The following is an 18647-nucleotide window of genomic DNA, read 5'->3' as shown; positions in this document are numbered from 1 at the left end:
AAAAAGATCAATTGTTACAAGGTATAAGAGCAGGAAAATCGCTCGTTCTACCGAATAGTTAACAACATCAAACCGGGAGAGGGGAAATGACGGGATGATGCCGAAAGTGCGGCGGTGGGTGTTCTTCCTGGCCATCTTTTTTACCGTTTTTCTGGGTGACCTGGCTGCAGCCCAGGCCGCGGTGGTACCGGTAGGGTCCCTCGTGGACGAGGTGCGTACTCTAACGGAAAAATATTATGCCGGGCCTTTAAGCCGGGCGGCCCTGGAAGCAGAGGCCGTTCAGGGCCTGGTGGAGTCCCTGGGCGATCCATACAGTGAATACATAGCCCCGGAAGATTTACCTGATTTTGCTTCTTCCCTGAATGATGAGTATACAGGTGTGGGGATTATTTTCCAGGATCTTGAGGGTCGGGCGGTAATCAGCAAAACTGTCCCCGGCTCGCCGGCCGCCCGGTTGGGGGTCGCGCCCGGCTCGGTGCTGGTGGCCGTGGACGGCCGGCCGGTCAAGGGCTTGTCCCTGGAGGAGATAGGCCGGCTGCTGAGCGGTAAGCCGGGAACCTATGTGTACCTGACTGTTACCCTGCCCGGCAGTGGCAGTCGCCGGAGCTATTACCTGCGCCGGGAGGTAATCCGGCCGCCGGTGGTCAGCAGCCGCCTGCTCGCCGGGTCGGTAGGCTACCTTTACCTGCGCTCCTTCCCCTACTGGGCGCCTGGGGAGGTGGAAACGGCGCTGGCGGAGCTGGAAGCCCGGGGGGCCCGGGGAATTATCCTGGATCTCCGGGGCAACCCCGGCGGCTACCTGGACGCTGCCCTGGAGATTGCTTCCCTGTTTTTGCTCCCGGATAAACCTGTGGTACAGGTGGTGGGCCGGGATAAAAAGGTTACCGTCCTCCGTTCCCGGGGACCGGGCCGGGACCTGCCCCTGGTGGTCCTGGTGGACCGGGGCACGGCCAGCGCGGCGGAGATCCTGGCCGGTGCCCTGCAGGCCAATCACGCCGCTATTCTGGTGGGAACCAGGACCTACGGGAAAGGGGCGCTGCAGACCATCTTTCCTTTGAGCAACGGCGGCGCTTTAAAATTAACTACGGCATATTATCGTACTCCTGCCGGTGAAGCTATTGACGGGGTAGGGCTAATACCTGATATTGAAGTGACGGAGGGACGGAAGCAATTGGACCGCGCCCTGAATGTCCTGCGGGCGCAAATTGCTCCACCCCTGGTGGTAGGCAACTTGGCCTGTCGGTTATTTACTTTGCCTTTTTTTCAGGCAACCAGATAATGTTGGCCTGCCCGCTGGCTTTATGAAACTCCGGGTCGCCGGTTACTATTTGACTTCCGGTTTGCACCCCCAGGGCGAGGGTAAAACAATCTGCATAGACAATCGGGTTCTTAGCTTTATATTTAGCGGCTTTTAGCGCAAATTCTTTATTTATATTGACAACTTCTATCGGCAACGTTTCCAAAAGGGCCATGGCTTCATTTAGCTTTTTTGTGCCTGCCGCTCTTTCGATAATATAAGCAACTTCGCCAAGATTAACGGCGCTTATTAAAATTTGCGCCGCTTCATTTTGAGCTTCCTCGATCATAGATTCAACCAGATCGGCCCCCGGTTCGTTTTGTAAATAAACCAGGAGGGCATAACTGTCAAAAACATATTTCTTCTTCATTTTTTACCTCTTCTTTTCTGCTGGCCAGGAGCGTTTCTACCAGGGGATAGCCTTGAAGCATTCCTTTACCTGAGGCGATAGGATTCGGGGGGACTGGCGTAAGATAAAGGTGGCCGTCATTTTCTGTAAAAACAATTTTTGAACCGGGGCTGATGTTATAACGCTGGCGTAATGCTTTGGGTATAACTACCCACCCTTTCGAAGATACACGAGCAATATAAGACATACAGATCACCGCCGAGTTATATTATTTGTTATAAAGTATAACACCAGATTATTTGCTTGGCAAGGAGTGTCAGGAAGGAGGAACTGCTTATGCCGGCAAAACTTGCCTCTATTCGCGAGCGGGCCAGGGTGCTCCTGGATGGCATCTGCCACGTCTGCCCGGTGTGCGACGGGCGGCGCTGTCCGACCGGTGTGCCGGGAATGGGCGGCATTGGCACCGGGGCGTCATTCCGCAATAATGTTACGGCCCTGGCGGCCTGGCAGGTCAACATGCGGGTTCTCCATGACCGCAAGGACCAGGACCTGGGGTTAAGGCTTTTCGGCCAGAAGCTCGCCTTTCCCATTCTGGGGGCGGCCGTAGCCGGGGCCAGGGTCAACTTCCAGGGCCGTGTTAGCGAAGAAGAACTGGCGCGGGCCTTCGTCCTGGGGGCCGCCGAGGCCGGCAGCCTTTCCCTCACCGGGGACGGTCCCCTCCCGGAACTCATGGACGCCGGTCTCAAAGCCATCAAGGCCGCTGGAGGACGGGGCATTCCGGTCATCAAACCCCGGGAAGATGGGGAAATAGTGAACCTTATCCGCCGGGCCGAGGATGCCGGCGCCGTGGCCGTAGCTATTGATGTCGATGCTGCCGGGCTGGTCAATATGACCCGCGCCGGCCAGCTGGTGGAACCCAAGACGGTGGACCAGGTTGCCGGGATTGCGGCGGCGACCTCTCTCCCCCTGATTTTAAAAGGCATCATGACGGTGGCCGATGCGGAAGCCGCCGTGGCCGGCGGGGCGGCGGCCATCGTGGTCTCCAACCATGGCGGCCGCGCCCTGGACCACACGCCGGGGACGGCGGCGGTGCTGCCGGAGATCGCGGCGGCGGTGGGAGATAAAATAATAGTCCTGGCCGACGGCGGCGTGCGCTCGGGCGTGGACGTCCTAAAGATGCTGGCCCTGGGTGCCCGGGCGGTCCTGGTGGGCCGACCCCTGGCCGTTGCCGCCATAGGCGGCGGTGCCGCCGGGGTGAGGCTGCAGCTGGAGGCCCTGGCCGACGACCTGGCCGTTGCCATGCGCCTTACCGGTTGCGGCGATTTAGGGGATATAGGACCGGGGATATTAAAGAAGGGTTGGTAATAGTTGAGGTAAAGGCTTATAATAGATTTAAGCGGGGTTAAGTTATAAAGCCAAAGGTGGTAGAGATACATGAGCTTACCTTTTGAGGAAGCAGCCAGTATATTAGAGACTTCTAAAGATAAACTAGCCCGGGATAGTTTAAAAGCCTATTTAAAGCAAAAGTCGAGGGAATTAAGGGCCGAATTGACCACTATATATCTAAAATATCAGGTTGCTTCCTTCCAGGAATTTGATGACAGGATAAAAAAAGGCGAATTAGATGAAGATATGACATTTGACGATTTTGTTAAAGCAGATTACCTGGAAGAACAATTAGAAAAAATTCAAATGGTGTTGAGTAAGTTATCATGATTTATCATGAATTAGCTACCCTGGCTGAAAGGGAATATGCGGATATTATCCTGGAGGCCGAAGTAAGGCCAGATAGGTTACGCCTTCATGTGATAGATGCCAGCTATATTGACGTCTGGTTTTCAAGTAAAATACCGGGTCGCTTTGCCTACCACTGGGAAAGGCGTTTCCTTGATGGCACAATTTATCGCTATGACAACCGCCCCCATAGAGAATACAAATACCTGCAGAGTTATCCCCGGCACTTTCATCAAGGTAAAGTAGTTACGGAGAGCAGCTTCAGCCTTGAGCCGTCCCGGGCACTATCCGAATTTCTTGATTTTGTCCGTTCAAAGTTAAATATGCAAAATAGTAAAATTTAGAGCAAAAAAGTTACTAACTGGTGTGTAAATTTAGTGTTATAATAACAATAAATTGGCGGTAAGCGCCTGATGGGAGGGTTGGGTAGATTTGATGGTTCCTGACGGCAATAATGATGCGAACATTAAGGCAAAAGCCCTGGCAGAGGTCCTGGAACGCTATGCTGGGACTGAAGGAGCCCTGATCCCCATTCTCCAGGAAGCCCAGGATATTTACGGCTACCTGCCGGGGGAGGTCATGCGGGAGATAGCAAGAAAGCTTAAAATACCCTTCAGCCGGGTTTACGGCGTGGCGACTTTCTATACCCAGTTTCACTTAAAACCCCGGGGGCGGAACATCATCCGCATCTGTCAGGGTACGGCGTGCCACGTGCGCGGAGGGGCCCGGCTGCTGGAAGCTCTTTCAGGCGCCCTGGGTATAGGCAAAAATGAGACCACCGCCGACGGCCGCTTTACCCTGGAAACGGTGGCTTGTCTTGGTTCCTGCGGCCTGGCGCCGGTGATGATGATTAACGAAGAAACCTACGGGCGGCTGACGCCAGAAAAGCTCCCGGCCATCCTGGCAAGGTACTAGCGAGGGGTGAAGCTGAATTGCATGATTTGAAGGAATTGCGGGATAAGCCTTCCATCACCGTGGGCATGAGCACCTGCGGCCAGGCGGCCGGGGGAGCAAAGGTAATGGCGGCCCTGGAAGAAGAAATAAACAGGCTGGGTCTGCAGGTAGATATAAGCCAAACGAGCTGTATCGGTATGTGTTACGCCGAGCCCATTGTAGAAATAGCCCTGCCGGGAAAACCGCGGGTTTTCTACGGCGACGTGACCCCGGAGCATGTCGCCAGGTTGATTGAGAGGCACATGGTGCACGGGGAGCCTATCAGGGAATGGGCACTGATCCAGGTGCCCGGTGAAGCAGAACCCTATGAAGGCATCCCGGTGATGGCGGCAAGTACTTACTACGGCCGCCAGGTGCGGGTGGTGACTTCCCGCCTGGGTTTGACCGACCCGGAAAGCCTGGATGAATATATTGCCACCGGCGGCTATGAAGCCCTGGAAAAGGTCTTGAGCCGAATGACTCCGGAACAGGTAATCGAAGAAATCAAAATCTCGGGTCTGCGCGGCCGGGGCGGCGCCGGTTTTCCTACGGGCCTGAAGTGGAGCTTTGCCCGGCAGGCCCCGGGGGACAAAAAATATGTAGTCTGCAACGCCGATGAGGGCGATCCCGGCGCCTTTATGGATCGCAGCGTCCTGGAAGGCGACCCCTTTGCCGTTATTGAGGGCATGACCATCGCCGCCTACGCCATAGGCGCCGATGAGGGTTATATCTACTGCCGCGCCGAGTATCCATTAGCCATCAAGCGCCTGAAAATGGCTACTGCCGCGGCGGAAGAAAAGGGCTTGCTGGGCCGGGATATTCTGGGTACGGGTTTTAATTTTGACCTGCATATCAAGGCCGGCGCCGGCGCCTTTGTCTGCGGCGAGGAGACGGCTTTACTCGCTTCCATCGAAGGCAGGCGGGGCATGCCCCGGGTGCGGCCGCCTTTCCCGGCGCAGCAGGGGTTATGGGGCAAGCCTACCAACATTAATAACGTGGAAACCTACGCCAACGTCCCCTTTATTATCAAGAACGGCGGCCGGTGGTTTGCCGCCATGGGCACGGAAAAGAGCAAGGGGACCAAGGTTTTCTGCCTGACGGGCAAGGTTAAGAAGACCGGGCTCATCGAAGTGCCCATGGGCATAACCCTGCGGGAAATCATTTTTGATATTGCCGGCGGTATCCAGGATGATAAACAGTTTAAGGCCGTCCAGATCGGCGGCCCGTCGGGTGGCTGCCTGCCGGAAGACAAGCTGGACCTGCCGGTGGATTACGAGTCCCTCACTGCCGCAGGGGCCATCATGGGTTCCGGCGGAATGGTGGTCATGGATGAGAATACCTGCATGGTCGATGTTGCCCGGTTTTTCCTGAACTTTACCCAGGCGGAATCCTGCGGCAAGTGTACCCCCTGCCGGGAGGGCACGAAAAGGATGCTGGAGATCCTCACCCGCATCTGTGAAGGTGAAGGAAAGATGGAGGACCTGGAGACCCTGGAGACCCTGGCGCGGGTGGTCAAGAACACGGCCCTCTGCGGCCTGGGGCAGACCTGTCCCAACCCCATCCTCTCCACCCTCCAGTACTTCCGCCACGAATATGAGGCCCACATCAAAGATAAACGCTGCCCGGCCCATGTCTGCCAGGCTTTACTGGTATATACCATCGACGCTGAGAAGTGCACCGGCTGCGGCGCCTGTGCCCGGGCCTGCCCGGCGGGGGCCGTAAGCGGCGAGAAAAAGCAGCCGCACCGCATTGATCCCGCCCGATGTATCAAGTGCGGCAGTTGCATGGAGAAGTGCAAGTTCGGGGCGATATCCAGGCTGTAGTTGCATCAAATAGGGGGGAAAACAGATGGCTGATGTCACCTTGACCATCGATGGCAAGAAAATTACCGTACCGGCCGGGACAACGGTCCTGCAGGCCGCCCGGGATAACGGCATCTTTATCCCTACCCTCTGCCATGACCCGAAGCTCACGCCCTGGGGCGGCTGCCGCCTCTGCGTGGTGGAAATCGAGGGCATGCGCGGCCTGCCGGCCTCCTGCGTGACCACCGTCGCCGAAGGCATGGTGGTGCAGACGGCTTCGCCGCAAGTAGTTGAGGCCCGCAAGATGATGCTGGAACTACTGCTGGCCAACCATCCCCGGGACTGCCTCACCTGCAGCAAGAGCGGCGCCTGCAGCCTGCAGGATTACGCCTACTATTACGGCGTAAGGGGAGACAAATTCCACGGGGAAAAACACGACTATCCCCTGGAGGATGACAACCCCTTCATCGTGCGGGATATGAACAAGTGCATCCTGTGCGGCAAGTGCATCCGCGTTTGCGCGGAAGTCCAGGTTAACAACGTTATCGACTTTGCCCACCGCGGGTTCAACACCAGGGTAACCCCGGCTATGGATCTTACCCTCAAGCAATCAGAGGAATGCGTCTTTTGCGGCAACTGCGTCCAGGTCTGCCCGGTGGGGGCCCTGGCGGAGAAGGCGAGTTTATGGCAGGGCCGCGAGTGGGAGCTGCAAAAAATCCGCAGTGTTTGTTCTTACTGCGGGGTGGGGTGCAATATCACCCTCTATGTAAAGGACGGCAGGGTAGTTAAAGTTAAGGGTTACGAAAACCCGGAGGTCAATAACGGCTGGCTCTGCGTGAAGGGCCGCTTTGGCTTTGACTATATTCACAGTCCCGACAGGCTAACCAGACCGCTGATCCGCGAAGGAGATAGGGAAAGCGGGTATTTCCGGGAAGCAACCTGGGATGAAGCGCTGGCCCTTGTAGCGCAAAAATTAACTCATATCAAAGATAGCTATGGCCCTGAGGCCCTGGGTTTCCTCTGTTCGGCCAAATGTACCAATGAAGAGAATTATCTCTTGCAAAAGCTGGCCCGGGGAGTGCTGGGCACTAATAACGTTGATCACTGCGCGCGCCTTTGACATTCTTCTACAGTTGCCGGTCTGGCAACTACCTTTGGCAGCGGCGCAATGACCAATTCTATCGTTGACATCGCCCGGGCTGATTGTATCTTTGTCATTGGCAGCAATACTACAGAAAATCATCCCGTTATCGCCCTGAAAGTAAAAGAAGCCGTTCGTCGCGGGGCGAGGCTCATTGTGGCCGATCCCCGGGAAATTGAACTGGTGAAGTGGAGCTATTTGTGGTTGAGACAAAAACCGGGGACAGACCTGGCTTTACTGAATGGGCTGCTGCATGTAATCATCAAAGAAGAGCTTTATGATCAAGAATTTATTGCCCGGAGGACGGAAGGTTTTGAAGCTGTAAAACTGGCCGTAGAGGAATATACGCCGGAAAAGGTTGCGGCAGTTACAGGTGTACCGGCAGGCGATATTATTGAGGCGGCAAGAACCTATGCCAGGGGCCCGCGTTCAACCATTTTGTACGCTATGGGTATAACTCAACATGTAACCGGGACCGGCAACGTAATGGCCCTGGCCAACCTGGCCATGGCCTGCGGCCAGATCGGGAAAGAAGGCAGCGGCGTAAATCCCCTGCGGGGGCAGAATAATGTCCAGGGCGCCTGCGATATGGGTGGCCTGCCCAATGTACTGCCCGGATACCAGCCGGTAACCGATCCCGAGATTCGCCGCAAATTTGCGGAAGCCTGGAGGATACCGGGCTTACCCGGAAAACCTGGCTTGACCTTGATGGAGATGATGGCGGCAGCTCAACAGGGCAAATTGAAAGGGATGTATATTTTAGGAGAAAACCCTGTCTTGACTGATCCGGATGTCTCCCATGTAGAAGAAGCTTTAAAGAACCTGGAATTTTTGGTGGTACAGGATATATTTTTAACGGAAACGGCCAGGCTGGCGGACGTTGTTTTACCTGGAGCTTCCTTTGCGGAAAAGGAAGGGACCTTTACCAGTACGGAACGCCGGGTGCAGCTTTTGCATAAAGCCGTTGAACCGCCCGGTAAAGCGAGGCCGGATTGGCTTATTTTAAATGATTTGCTGCTATTGATGGGGTGTCCTGGCAAATATTCGTCGCCTGAGGAAATAATGCGGGAGATAGCAGGGTTAACTCCCAGCTATGCGGGTATAACTTATAAGCGCCTGGAAGATAAAGGGTTACAGTGGCCGGTACTTTCCCTCGATCATCCGGGTACACCCGTTCTCCACCGGGAAAGATTTACTTGCGGCCGGGGCAAGTTCCAGGTAGTACATTACCGGCCGCCGGCCGAAGAACCCGACGAGGAATACCCGTTTTTATTTACGACGGGTAGAATCTTGTATCACTATCACACAGTTATATCCCGTAAGGCCAGAGGGCTGGAGGAGATATGTCCCGTCCCTGTTGTGGAAATTAACAGCGATGACGCTGCGCGTTTAGGAATACAGGAAGGAGAAATGGTTGAAATCGCCTCCAGGCGTGGTAAAGTAAGAGTTAAAGCCCGGTTAACGAGCCGTGTTCCGCAGGGTCAAGTATTTATGAGCTTCCATTTCCATGAAGCGGCAGCCAACCTGCTCACAATTCCCGCCCTGGATCCGGTTGCTAAAATACCTGAGTATAAAACCTGTGCTGTAAAGGTTAATAAAGTAATGGTTTAGCTCACAGTCCCTCATTAGGTTGCGCGCCTTGGGGTTTCCGTGGAGAGTCCCCTTTTTTACGGAAAGGAGGCGAATGCCTGGTATGGGGGCTGCTTGACTGGAAGGAACAGTCAAGTTATGGCACCAGGTCAAGAAGCCGGTAATGAAAGAAGAAGCAACCTGTACCAATACTTTGGTAACCCTATTTGAAAAAGGACGAATTAGCCAGGAAGAAACTTCGATCATTACAGAGTTCCCTTTACAAATTACCGTTAATGGTCAGAGGCTGGTAAACCTGCTTTGCACACCCCGACATTTAAAAGAACTTGTAATTGGTTTCCTTTTTACTGAAGGTCTTATATTTTCCCTGGAAGACATTATTGAGGTTAAAATCGGCGGCGGTAAAGCTGATGTGCGGATTCGAAGGGAAATGGGCGACAGGGGCGGAGGGATGGTTCCCTGGATCATGACGGGGTGTGGCCAAAATGTCGTGTGGCCGGACCGGGGGGATAGGGATTGCATATTTAATATAAGAATCGAATCCCGGCTTGCGTTACCTGCAGCCGTCATCAGCAGCCGTATCCACCAGATGCAAAGGGTCTCAGCTTTATATCAAAAGACACGGGGTGTGCATGGCGCCGCCCTGGCTGATGCGCAAGACCTTATCATTTTCCGGGAAGATATTGGTCGTCATAATGCGGTTGATAAAGTAGTGGGCAGTGCCCTGTGCTCCGGCGTAACTATCGACGATAAGCTTCTCCTTACCACCGGGAGGATTTCTTCGGAAATATTGGTTAAAGCAGCCAGGCTGAAAGTGCCGTTTATAGTTTCGCGTTCAGTACCTACCGATTATGCCGTCTGGTTGGGCCGGGCGTTAGGAATAACTATTGTCGGTTTTGTTCGTGGAGACAGACTTAAAGTGTACACGCACGACTGGCGCGTCCTGGGAAACATTTAGTTTTGCTTCTTATTGCTCAGCCTTCAGCTTCCGCCACAGGGTGGTGCGGCTGACCCCCAAGCGGCGGGCCGCTTCGGCTTTGTTGCCTCCCGTTTCGGCCAGGACGCGCATGATCAAGCCGCGCTCCAGGATGTTCACCTGGCCGGCCAGGCTTTCTAGCCGGCCTTCTCCAGGTGCACCTTCGCCGGGGACCCCGGGCTCCGGCGTTGCTGCCAGCCCCAGGGCCTGGCGCACATCGGCGGCGCTGATGTTAGTGTCATGACAGCGCAAGGATAAGCGCTCCATGCAGTTGCGCAATTCCCGGACGTTGCCCGGCCACCGGTACTGGAGCAATTCCCTGGCCGCCTCCGGGGTGAGGTTCACTGCCGGCCGCTGCAGCTGGCGGCAGAATTCCTGGAGGAAATGTTCGGCCAGGAGGAGCACATCGGCCCCGCGCTCACGTAAAGGCGGGATTTCCAGGTTCAGGACGTTGATGCGGTAGTAAAGGTCTTCCCGGAAAGATTGCTCCTTGACCATCTGCGCGAGATTGCGGTGGGTGGCCGCTATAACCCTTACATTGACTGGGATGATGCGGTCATCCCCCAGGCGCATGATCTCCCCCTCTTCCAGGACCCGCAGCACCCGGGCCTGGAGCCGGGGCGACATTTCCCCGATCTCGTCCAGGAAAATTGTTCCTTCGTGGGCCAGCTCGAAAAGGCCGGGCTTGCCGCCTTTGCGGGCGCCGGTAAAGGCCCCCTCGGCATAGCCAAAAAGCTCGCTTTCCAGGAGATTTTCCGGCAGGGCGGCGCAGTTGACGGCTACAAAGGGACCGTCCTGCCGGGGGCCGGCCAGGTGGATGGCATGGGCAAACATTTCCTTGCCTGAACCTGTCTCCCCGTGGATGAGGACCGTGGACTGGACGGAGGCGTACTCCCGGGCCAGGCGCACGGCTTCCTTCAAGGCCGGGCTTTCGCCAAGGATGTCGGCAAAAGTATACTTGGCCACGTGGCCGCGCCCGGCCAGCCGGCGCCGGACTTTGTGCTCCAGGCTTTGCAGGCTGGAAATGTTCTGGAAAGTAGTCACCACTCCTACGGTGCGGCCGTCGACAATGATGGGTACCCGGTTGGCCACCACCCGGGTATTGCCAATGTCCAGCAACTCCCCCAGTTCCGGTTTTCCTGTCTTTAACAAAGTATGGCACTGGGCGTTGGGGATAACCTCCGTTACCGGGCGGCCGATAGCATCTCCGGCGCGCCAGCCGGAGAGTTTTTCCGCCACGGGGTTGAAGACGGTGATGCGGCCTTCTTCATCCAGGGCGATAATGCCGTCATAGGCAAAGTCCAGGATGGCTTTGAGTTGTTCAGCCCGGCGTTTCTCCTGGTGGCGGACCTGTAACACCCGCCGGGCTTCCTTGAGGGCCTGGTAGACTGTTTCCTTGCCGGAGGTAATGATGACGCTGTTTAAGCCGAAATTGCGCGCCTCGCGGGCCATGGCAATTTTGCCAATGATTACTTCGGCGCCGGCTTCCTTCAGGGCCAGGATGCCCCGCCGGATGTCATCATCCTGGTTTTTTAGAGTGTATTTGAGAAAAGTCTCTCCCAGGATGGTTTCCAGGCTCTCCAGGCCCTGGATGACATCGGGGACATCGGCGATGCCGATGGGGCCGCCGAATTGCTTGGCCTGGTAATAGGCTCGCAGGATATCGTAACCGCCAATGGGAACGTCTACTACCGGGAGGTCCACGGCCTGCTGGATGAGCCAGGCCGTTACGCCGCGGCTGACAATGACCTGGCAACCGTTTCTAGCCAGCTCGCGGGCCAGGTTTGCCCCTTCTTCCATCCTGGCAACGTGGATGGATAGGTCCAGGCCGAGCTCCAGGCTCACCTGGCGGGCGATGTTGGCCAGGTCTTCATAGGGAGCAATAAAGGCAATTTCCGCCATGAATTCGTTCCCCCTAAGTTTTAATCCGGCAACGGCGACAGCCGTTACAAAAAAGAAACACTAAAAGTTTTAATGTTACATTCGACGTTAAAATAGTTTTTCCTTGCAGGTTGCAAAATTTTGTTAAGCCAGGTCGAGCTGCATGTTATAAAAAGCAAAATATTGTGTGGGAACTATTTCTGCTGGTAACGGTATTATTTTGAAACGCACATGAACGTTACGTTTGGTCTTATAAGTAATATTTATGAAACATAGGGGAGTCCCGGCCGACTGCTGCGGCCGGCTTTTCTTTTCCCCTGGAGCTTTAAATAGCAAGGGTTGTAAGGCAGGGAAAAAAATTACGGGCCATTTTCCGGGGACTGGCATGAATTTTGCAATATTAAAATTAATGTCTGGTGTTTTAGCGGAGGAGGCGAATGAAAGTGGCGGCTAAAGAGCTACCGGTAGTACCATCGGCCAGGCCGGGTACCATGGCCGCCGGGGCGGCTATGGAGCGCATCCGCGAACAGCGGCCGGTGATTGATAAACAAAAATGTAATCTCTGCCGCGAGTGCCTGCTGTATTGCCCGGACGCAGCCCTGGCGGTAGATGAAGGGGAAGTGAGGGTGGATTTGCATTTTTGCAAAGGCTGCGGCATCTGCGCCGTCGAGTGCCCCGCCCGGGCTATCACCATGGTTAAGGAATATACCGGCAACCGGGGGTTTATTGAGAAGTAAGCAGGGAGTGAAAGAAAATGCGCCTGTTATTAAACGGCAACGAAGCAGCCGCCCATGCCGCCCGCCTGGCGCGGGTAGAAGTCCTGGCTTCCTACCCCATTACTCCGGCGGCGCCGGTCATGGAAAAGATAACCCAGTTTATAGCTGACGGCAGCCTGAAATGTAATTTTGTCCGGGTGGAGTCCGACCACAGCGCCCTGGCGGCGGCCCTGGGGGCGGCAATGGCCGGGGCCAGGTCTTTTCTCATTACCAATTCCCAGGGTCTGGCCTATATGAGCGAGGTCCTCTACCATACTTCCGGCCTGCGCCAGCCGGTGGTCATGGCTGTGGTCAACCGGGCCCTGGCGGCCCCCCACAGCCGTTTCCCGGAGCACGGTGACGTGGTGGCCCAGGAGGCATGCGGGTGGATCCAGCTCTTCTGCGAGAACAACCAGGAAGTCCTGGACAGCCTCATCCAGGCTTTTCGCCTGGGGGAAGACGAGCGGGTGCGCCTGCCGGTAATGGTCAATTATGAGGGTTACATCCAGTCCCATACCCGGGAAACCGTAGACCTGCCGGAGCAGGAAGCGGTAGATGCCTTCTTGCCCCTGGTGCGGCGGCCGGTCCTGGATGTAAATAACCCCCTGGCCGTCAATACCGTTACCGGCCCGGAACTGTATATGGACTATAAATATCAGCAGGATGCCGCCCTGCAGCGGGCGGGCGAGGTCCTGCAGGAAGTCAGCGCGGCTTATGCCCAACTAACGGGCCGGGACTGGGGCGGCGCGGTAACGGGCTACCGCCTGGAGGATGCTGCCATCGTCCTGGTGGCCATGGGCTCCCTGGCAAGTACGGCCCGGATTGCCGTTGACGCTTTAAGGGCGGCAGGGGAAAAGGCCGGCCTGCTGAAGATCCGCCTCTTCCGGCCCTTCCCGGCAGCACCGGTACGGGAGATCCTGCGGGCGGCGGAAGCCGTAGTCGCCCTGGATAAAAATATTGTCTACGGTGCAGGCGGTGCCCTGGCCCGGGAACTGCGGGCCGGCCTGTACGGCCTGGCAACCGCGCCGGTTTATAGCTACATCCTGGGACTGGGGGGGCGGGATGTCGGCGTGGAAGACCTGATCGGTATTTACCGGCAGGTGCGCGAGCAGCTGGGAGCCGGGACGGCCCCGGCACCCTATCAATGGTACGGCCTGTAGGCCGGAGGTGATAGATCATGGAACTAATTAATAGTTTAGCTGATGTACCAGAAACCGAGCTTTTCACCGGCGGTCACGGCGGCTGCCGCGGCTGCGGTGCGGCTCTGGCGGTGCGCCAGGCCATGAAGGCCCTGGGCCCGCGGACCATCATTACCATTCCCGCTTCCTGTATGGCCACCATCGGTGGTTCGGGCTTAAGTACTGCCTGGAAGATACCCTTTTACCATTCCCTTTTTGAATGCGCCCCGGCCGTCGCCTCCGGTATCCGGGCGGCCCTGGACATCCAGGGGATTAAAGACGTTAATGTAGTCTCCTGGGCCGGTGATGCCGGAACGGCCGACATCGGCTTCCAGTCGCTGACCGGGGCGGCCGAACGCCAGGAGAATATCATCCACGTTTGCTACGATAATGAAACTTATATGAACACCGGCGGCCAGGCCGGCAGCGTTACTCCTTACAAGGCGGTCACGCCTGACACGCCCGCCGGTAAGCCGACGCCGCGGAAGGATATGCTGGCCATTATGGCCGCCCATTACCCGGCCTACCTGGCCACGGCTTCAGTCGCCTATCCCCTGGACCTGATCCGGAAATTCCAGAAGGCCAGGGCCATTCAGGGCTTTCGCTATATCCACATCCTGGCTCCCTGTTTCAGAGGCTGGGGGATCCGGGAGGACCAGACGGTGCAGCTCGCCCGCCTGGCAGTAGAGTGCGGCCTGTGGCAGCTTTATGAAGAGATCGACGGCCGGCGGCGGCTAACGGTCGTCCCGGAACGCCGCATACCGGTAAGGGAGTACCTGCGGCTCCAGGGGCGCTTTAAGAACATGGATGAAGCGGCCATCGAGGCCCTCCAGGCCGAAGTTGACCGCCGCTTCCAGGAGGTGCAGTCATGATCGAAATCCGCTTCCACGGCCGTTACGGCCAGCCGGTGGCCGCCCTGGCCGGGAAAGTAGCGCAGGCCGCCCTGGCGGCAGGCAAATATGCTCAGGTCTTTGAAAACTTTGGCGCCTACCGGCCGGGGGCGCCTATGTATGCGGTGGTGCGTATTGCTGATAGTTTTATCCGGGAACGCTCGGCCAATGCCAGCCGCCCGGATGCCGTGGTGGTTCTGGACAACAGCCTGCTGCCGCTAACGGATGTTACCAAAGGGCTGAAGGAAGGTGGTACGGTGTTCGCCCTGGGGATTGGCCCTGAGGCCCTGGGGGAAAAGGGAAAGAAGTTTAAATTTGTCCAGATAGAACCGGTGGGAGATAAACAGGAGGCCCTTCTCAAGGCCCTGGAGGAATTTATCTAATGATTATGAAGCGGGTGACTCTATGAACTTTCTTAATAAATCCCTGGCGGCTGCCGCCGGTAAAGGACGGGTGGCGCCAGGGGAAGTGATAAGCATCAACGTCGACCTTATCCTGGGCCATGACGGCAGCGCCGGCAAGATCCTGGCCGCCTGGCCCGGGGGCGAGAGGGTGGCCTGCCCGGAGCGGGTTGTTTTTACCCTGGACCACACCCTGCCGGCGCCAACGGTAGCCAGCCGGCAACTGCACCAGGAAATGAAGGCCTTTGCCCGCCGGGAGGGCATCCACCTCTTTGACCGGGGTGAAGGCGTCCTCCACCAGGTGGTGGCGGAAAGATTCACCCCCCGGCCCGGGATGATCATTGCCGGGGCTGACGGCCACGTGGCCACCGCCGGGGCCTTTGGAGCCGTTGCTTTTTCCCTTAAACCTGAAGAACTGGTGAGGCTGCTGGTCACCGGGAAGTTGCAGGTTACGGTGCCTGATGTTTATCGTGTGGAGGTAAAAGGGAAAATGCCGCCGGGGGTGGCGGCGCGGGACCTGGCCTTTGAGGTCTTAAGGCGCCTTGACCCCGAAACTGTTAAGGGCCGGGGTCTGGTTTTCCAGGGCCCGGGGGTATGGGCCCTCAGCACTGCCGGCCGGATGGCTTTATGCAACCTCATTGGCGAAACAGGGGCGGTGACGGGACTTATAATACCGCCACAAGAAGCAGACCAGGGAGTAAAACCGGACCTGGAGGTGGCTCTGGAAAACCTGGAGCCCCTCGTGGCATGCCCTCCTTCTCCCTTTAACGTGCGGCCCCTGAAGGATCTGGAAGGCCTGCCCATTACCCAGGCTGTTGTTGGCGGGTGTGCCAGCGGCAGGATGGAGGATTTAAGGGAACTGGTCCTGGGCCTTAATGGTCGGAAGGTTCATAGAGAGGTGACCCTGCTGGTGACACCGGCAACGCGGGATATTTTACATCAAATGGAAAGGGAGGGCCTGACCCGGGTCCTGCGCGACCAGGGGGCCATCATTCTCCCGCCGGGATGCGGACCCTGCCCGGGCAATCACCTGGGCCTCCTGGCGGCGGGAGACCGGGCGCTGGCAGCTACGGTCCGCAATGTACCGGGCCGGATGGGGTCCGAGCATGGCGAGATCTACCTTGCATCACCTCCGGCCATAGGGGCCGCGGCGGCTGCAGGAGCCATCGTCCCATGGGGAAAGGGGCGCTAGCTTTTGCAAGTTTCCGGAAAGGAGGGGATAGAAAATCACCTTCTCGAAATATACATGCGATTGATTCAAGGAGGTGAAAGGTGAGGGAACAGGAAGTGGCGAAAATCCAGGGCAATAAGCTGGAACGCAGTCTTTCATTACCTGAGGAGGGAAGCACAAGATGTCCGTACCGGTAGTTTCTTTACTGGCCCTGATATTCGTCATTATAATCAGCTGCATCATGCCCCTGAACATCGGCGCCATGTCCCTGGGCTTGGCCCTGCTGGTCGGCAATTATATCGGGGGCCTCAAAGTAGCCGATATACTGAAAAGCTACCCTACCAATATTTTAATCATGCTGGCCGGAACCACCTATCTTTTTTCCCTGGCCCAGGTCAACGGTACTCTGGAGAAAATTGTTAAATATACACTAAAAAGCGTAAAAGGCAATGCTGCTATTCTTCCTATAATTTTCTTCCTTCTGGCCTTTGCTCTTTCTTCCATGGGGCCCGGGCAGATAACGATAGCTGCTTTAATGGCCCCCATGGCCATGCTGCTGGCGGAAGAAGCCGGCATCAGCCCCCTGCTCATGGCCATTGTAGTGGGTAACGGCGGGCAGGCCGGGGCCATGTCTCCCATAGCCCCGGCAGGTGTTATCGCCGCAGGGTTGACCCAGAAGATGGGCCTGACCGGGGTAAGCGGCATCCTGTGGCTGAACCAGTTCCTGGGTCATTTTATCGTCTCGATCCTCGCGTATATAATTTACGGCGGCTTGAAGCTGTGGAAAGTTAAAGAAGCGGGACAGCGGCAAAGCCTGGTCGATATGCAGATTGAACCTTTTACATGCAACCAGCTGATCACCCTCGTCGCTATCCTGGTATTCATTATAGGAGCCCTTTTCTTCAAGATGGACGTCGGTCTGGGCGGTTTCCTTATCGGTACCATCCTGGCCCTGTTCAAGATTGCCGATGAGGGCAAAGCCATCAAGCAGATGCCGTGGGGAACCATCCTTTTCGTGACGGGCGTTACGGTGCTTGTTGACCTCATGAGCAAGATAGGGGGCATGGACCTGTTTGCCAGCATTATTGCCAGGTTCTCTACGCCGCTGACCCTCACCCTGGTAACGGGATTTTTAGCGGCGCTGATTTCTGCCTATGCCAGCACCATCGGTGTTATCCTACCCGCCTTCATCCCCATGGCTCCCATGCTGCTGCAAAAGGTAGGGGCGCCGGCAACAGACCTGATACCCCTGTTATCGACAATTGTTGTTTGCGGTTTCTTGACCGACCTGAGTCCCCTCTCTACCACCGGAGCCATTTTCTACGCCAATGCCGGCGAGAAGACCAACAAGCAAAAGCTTTTCCGGGATATGCTCATCTGGGGCCTGTCCATGTCGGTAGTGGGTGCTGTAGTAAGCTGGCTCGCCTTTACCGTCCTGCGCCTGCCCTGATACTCCCAGTCCCGGATACCGGTCGCCCACGTGCCAGCAGTGGGCGGCTTTTTTATTTTTTAGCTGTAGTTAATGGAAAAACGGCAACAATTGCTTCTCTGTAATGAGAGGTTTATAATTAGTTAGTGTTCATTTATTTGCGGGAGTGGTTACCTTGCGAGCCAAAGATATCTATTTGTTGATCCTGGTCACCTTGATCTGGGGACTATCTTACCCGGCTATGAAGATTGGCGCCAGGTATATGCCGCCTTTATCTTTCGGTGCGTGGCGTTTTTTTCTCGGTGCCTTGTTCCTTTTACCTCTGGTAGTCAAGCGGCAAGGCAAACTGTGGCATCCCGGGCGGGATTTTTGGCCCTTATTTCTCCTGGGCTTTTTGCAAACGGGAATGATGGGTGGAGCCCTTCATCTGGGCATCACTATGGTAAAAAGTGGCATTACTGCGGTGGTTTTATACAGCTACCCCTTCTTTTTCACGCTTCTGGCCTTTTTATTGTTAAAGGAAAACATGACATGGAAACAGGTGACCGGACTAATCATCGGTTTTTTGGGACTTGTCCTGGCGGTCAATCCCTGGCAGATGCATTTAGCAAGGGCCGAGTTTTTGGGCATCGTAGTTCTAATCGGCGGTGCCTTTGTTTGGGGCCTGGCCACAGTATACTTGAAGGCCGCCTTTAAAGACCATGATAAGCTGGCGGTTACCACTTACCAGATGTTATATGGATCCCTGGTATTGCTGTTTATAGCTGCCCTGACCGAGCACGGGCTGCACTTTTCCTGGACCCTTACGGGTTTAGGGACAATAATTTATCTTTCGCTCTTTACCTCGGCCCTGGGTTTTGCCGTCCTTTTACCCATCCAGGCCCGGTACCCGGCCGGCCAGACGAGTGTTTACCTCTTCCTCGTCCCGGTTTTTGGCGTTATCTTCAGCACCCTGCTGCTGGGTGAGAAATTGACCCTGAACCTGCTCCTGGGGCTGGCCCTGGTGGCCCTGGGGATTATCACCGTGAACCTGGGGGCTATGGAGCCGGCCGGGGGAAAGCGGGACTGGATGCGGCCGGCAAGCAAACAAGAGGGCCGCTAATTTTTCTTGACGCCCTGC

18 protein-coding genes are annotated in these 18647 nt (G+C 56.3%); 15 read left to right on the top strand and 3 right to left on the bottom strand.

Going from position 1 to position 18647, the window contains the following annotated elements:
• Positions 1-94 precede the first annotated feature (94 nt).
• Positions 95-1279, top strand: coding sequence for a S41 family peptidase (locus MCACP_RS13190; protein WP_406677202.1), 1185 nt, complete (start codon positions 95-97; stop codon positions 1277-1279).
• Here the strand turns inward: MCACP_RS13190 and MCACP_RS13185 are convergent.
• Both MCACP_RS13185 and MCACP_RS13180 read right to left on the bottom strand, forming a co-directional pair.
• Complete coding sequence (locus MCACP_RS13185; RefSeq protein WP_406677201.1) at positions 1248-1667, bottom strand: type II toxin-antitoxin system VapC family toxin; 420 nt, start codon at positions 1665-1667, stop codon at positions 1248-1250. The genes MCACP_RS13190 and MCACP_RS13185 overlap by 32 nt on opposite strands.
• Complete coding sequence (locus MCACP_RS13180; RefSeq protein WP_406677200.1) at positions 1645-1893, bottom strand: AbrB/MazE/SpoVT family DNA-binding domain-containing protein; 249 nt, start codon at positions 1891-1893, stop codon at positions 1645-1647. Before MCACP_RS13180 ends, MCACP_RS13185 begins: the two co-directional genes overlap by 23 nt.
• 89 nt (positions 1894-1982) lie before the next feature.
• Here MCACP_RS13180 and MCACP_RS13175 point away from each other — a divergent pair, with 89 nt between their 5' ends.
• The 7 genes from MCACP_RS13175 (at position 1983) to fdhD (ending at position 9804) form a co-directional block, all read left to right on the top strand.
• Positions 1983-3011 (top strand): alpha-hydroxy-acid oxidizing protein, encoded by a 1029-nt coding sequence (locus MCACP_RS13175; protein WP_406677199.1) that lies wholly within the window; start codon positions 1983-1985, stop codon positions 3009-3011.
• 69 nt (positions 3012-3080) lie between these two features.
• Positions 3081-3362 (top strand): hypothetical protein, encoded by a 282-nt coding sequence (locus tag MCACP_RS13170; RefSeq protein ID WP_406677198.1) that lies wholly within the window; start codon positions 3081-3083, stop codon positions 3360-3362.
• Complete coding sequence (locus tag MCACP_RS13165; RefSeq protein WP_406677197.1) at positions 3359-3724, top strand: toxin-antitoxin system TumE family protein; 366 nt, start codon at positions 3359-3361, stop codon at positions 3722-3724. Before MCACP_RS13170 ends, MCACP_RS13165 begins: the two co-directional genes overlap by 4 nt.
• Positions 3725-3815: 91 nt before the next feature.
• Positions 3816-4295 carry an NADH-quinone oxidoreductase subunit NuoE gene (gene nuoE, locus MCACP_RS13160; RefSeq protein ID WP_406678758.1) on the top strand — a complete coding sequence of 160 codons (480 nt, stop codon included), beginning with the start codon at positions 3816-3818 and terminating at the stop codon, positions 4293-4295.
• 65 nt (positions 4296-4360) lie between these two features.
• Entirely contained in the window at positions 4361-6136 is a 1776-nt protein-coding gene (gene nuoF / locus MCACP_RS13155) for an NADH-quinone oxidoreductase subunit NuoF (RefSeq protein WP_406678757.1), read from the top strand.
• A gap of 25 nt (positions 6137-6161) precedes the next feature.
• Positions 6162-8867 carry a formate dehydrogenase subunit alpha gene (fdhF, locus tag MCACP_RS13150; protein ID WP_406677196.1) on the top strand — a complete coding sequence of 902 codons (2706 nt, stop codon included), beginning with the start codon at positions 6162-6164 and terminating at the stop codon, positions 8865-8867.
• 172 nt (positions 8868-9039) lie between these two features.
• Positions 9040-9804, top strand: a complete 765-nt coding sequence (gene fdhD, locus MCACP_RS13145; RefSeq protein WP_406677194.1) for a formate dehydrogenase accessory sulfurtransferase FdhD — start codon at positions 9040-9042, stop codon at positions 9802-9804.
• 9 nt (positions 9805-9813) lie between these two features.
• Here fdhD and MCACP_RS13140 read toward each other — a convergent pair whose 3' ends face one another.
• Positions 9814-11724 carry a sigma 54-interacting transcriptional regulator gene (locus MCACP_RS13140; protein ID WP_406677193.1) on the bottom strand — a complete coding sequence of 637 codons (1911 nt, stop codon included), beginning with the start codon at positions 11722-11724 and terminating at the stop codon, positions 9814-9816.
• A gap of 422 nt (positions 11725-12146) precedes the next feature.
• On the opposite strand from MCACP_RS13140, the gene MCACP_RS13135 reads away from it, so the two are divergent.
• The 7 genes from MCACP_RS13135 (at position 12147) to MCACP_RS13105 (ending at position 18629) form a co-directional block, all read left to right on the top strand.
• Positions 12147-12440: a 4Fe-4S binding protein gene (locus tag MCACP_RS13135; protein WP_406677192.1), complete on the top strand. Its 294-nt coding sequence runs from the start codon at positions 12147-12149 to the stop codon at positions 12438-12440.
• Positions 12441-12457: 17 nt separating this feature from the next.
• A complete protein-coding gene (locus MCACP_RS13130) occupies positions 12458-13618 on the top strand; it encodes a pyruvate synthase (protein WP_406677191.1) in 1161 nt (386 codons plus the stop codon).
• A 17-nt stretch (positions 13619-13635) separates the two neighbouring features.
• Positions 13636-14508, top strand: coding sequence for a thiamine pyrophosphate-dependent enzyme (locus tag MCACP_RS13125; RefSeq protein WP_406677190.1), 873 nt, complete (start codon positions 13636-13638; stop codon positions 14506-14508).
• Positions 14505-14909: a 2-oxoacid:acceptor oxidoreductase family protein gene (locus tag MCACP_RS13120; protein ID WP_406677189.1), complete on the top strand. Its 405-nt coding sequence runs from the start codon at positions 14505-14507 to the stop codon at positions 14907-14909. The genes MCACP_RS13125 and MCACP_RS13120 overlap by 4 nt, the downstream gene beginning before the upstream one ends.
• A gap of 22 nt (positions 14910-14931) precedes the next feature.
• Positions 14932-16119: an aconitase family protein gene (locus MCACP_RS13115; protein WP_406677188.1), complete on the top strand. Its 1188-nt coding sequence runs from the start codon at positions 14932-14934 to the stop codon at positions 16117-16119.
• 160 nt (positions 16120-16279) lie between these two features.
• Entirely contained in the window at positions 16280-17548 is a 1269-nt protein-coding gene (locus MCACP_RS13110; RefSeq protein ID WP_406677187.1) for an SLC13 family permease, read from the top strand.
• Between the two features lie 154 nt (positions 17549-17702).
• Positions 17703-18629 carry a DMT family transporter gene (locus tag MCACP_RS13105; protein WP_406677186.1) on the top strand — a complete coding sequence of 309 codons (927 nt, stop codon included), beginning with the start codon at positions 17703-17705 and terminating at the stop codon, positions 18627-18629.
• Positions 18630-18647: the final 18 nt, after the last annotated feature.

Origin of the sequence: Neomoorella carbonis, from assembly GCF_045278715.1 — a bacterium.
Lineage (GTDB): Bacteria > Bacillota > DSM-521 > Neomoorellales > Neomoorellaceae > Neomoorella > Neomoorella carbonis.
This window is presented reverse-complemented; position numbering and strand designations above follow the sequence as displayed.

Bases quoted from the DNA above. Each gene is read 5' to 3' on its own strand.
- MCACP_RS13190 (WP_406677202.1), top strand. From the start codon at position 95: ATGATGCCGAAAGTGCGGCGGTGGGTGTTCTTCCTGGCCATCTTTTTT.
- MCACP_RS13185 (WP_406677201.1), bottom strand. From the start codon at position 1,667: ATGAAGAAGAAATATGTTTTTGACAGTTATGCCCTCCTGGTTTATTTA.
- MCACP_RS13180 (WP_406677200.1), bottom strand. From the start codon at position 1,893: ATGTCTTATATTGCTCGTGTATCTTCGAAAGGGTGGGTAGTTATACCC.
- MCACP_RS13175 (WP_406677199.1), top strand. From the start codon at position 1,983: ATGCCGGCAAAACTTGCCTCTATTCGCGAGCGGGCCAGGGTGCTCCTG.
- MCACP_RS13170 (WP_406677198.1), top strand. From the start codon at position 3,081: ATGAGCTTACCTTTTGAGGAAGCAGCCAGTATATTAGAGACTTCTAAA.
- MCACP_RS13165 (WP_406677197.1), top strand. From the start codon at position 3,359: ATGATTTATCATGAATTAGCTACCCTGGCTGAAAGGGAATATGCGGAT.
- nuoE (WP_406678758.1), top strand. From the start codon at position 3,816: ATGGTTCCTGACGGCAATAATGATGCGAACATTAAGGCAAAAGCCCTG.
- nuoF (WP_406678757.1), top strand. From the start codon at position 4,361: ATGAGCACCTGCGGCCAGGCGGCCGGGGGAGCAAAGGTAATGGCGGCC.
- MCACP_RS13140 (WP_406677193.1), bottom strand. From the start codon at position 11,724: ATGGCGGAAATTGCCTTTATTGCTCCCTATGAAGACCTGGCCAACATC.
- MCACP_RS13130 (WP_406677191.1), top strand. From the start codon at position 12,458: ATGCGCCTGTTATTAAACGGCAACGAAGCAGCCGCCCATGCCGCCCGC.
- MCACP_RS13125 (WP_406677190.1), top strand. From the start codon at position 13,636: ATGGAACTAATTAATAGTTTAGCTGATGTACCAGAAACCGAGCTTTTC.
- MCACP_RS13120 (WP_406677189.1), top strand. From the start codon at position 14,505: ATGATCGAAATCCGCTTCCACGGCCGTTACGGCCAGCCGGTGGCCGCC.
- MCACP_RS13115 (WP_406677188.1), top strand. From the start codon at position 14,932: ATGAACTTTCTTAATAAATCCCTGGCGGCTGCCGCCGGTAAAGGACGG.
- MCACP_RS13110 (WP_406677187.1), top strand. From the start codon at position 16,280: ATGTCCGTACCGGTAGTTTCTTTACTGGCCCTGATATTCGTCATTATA.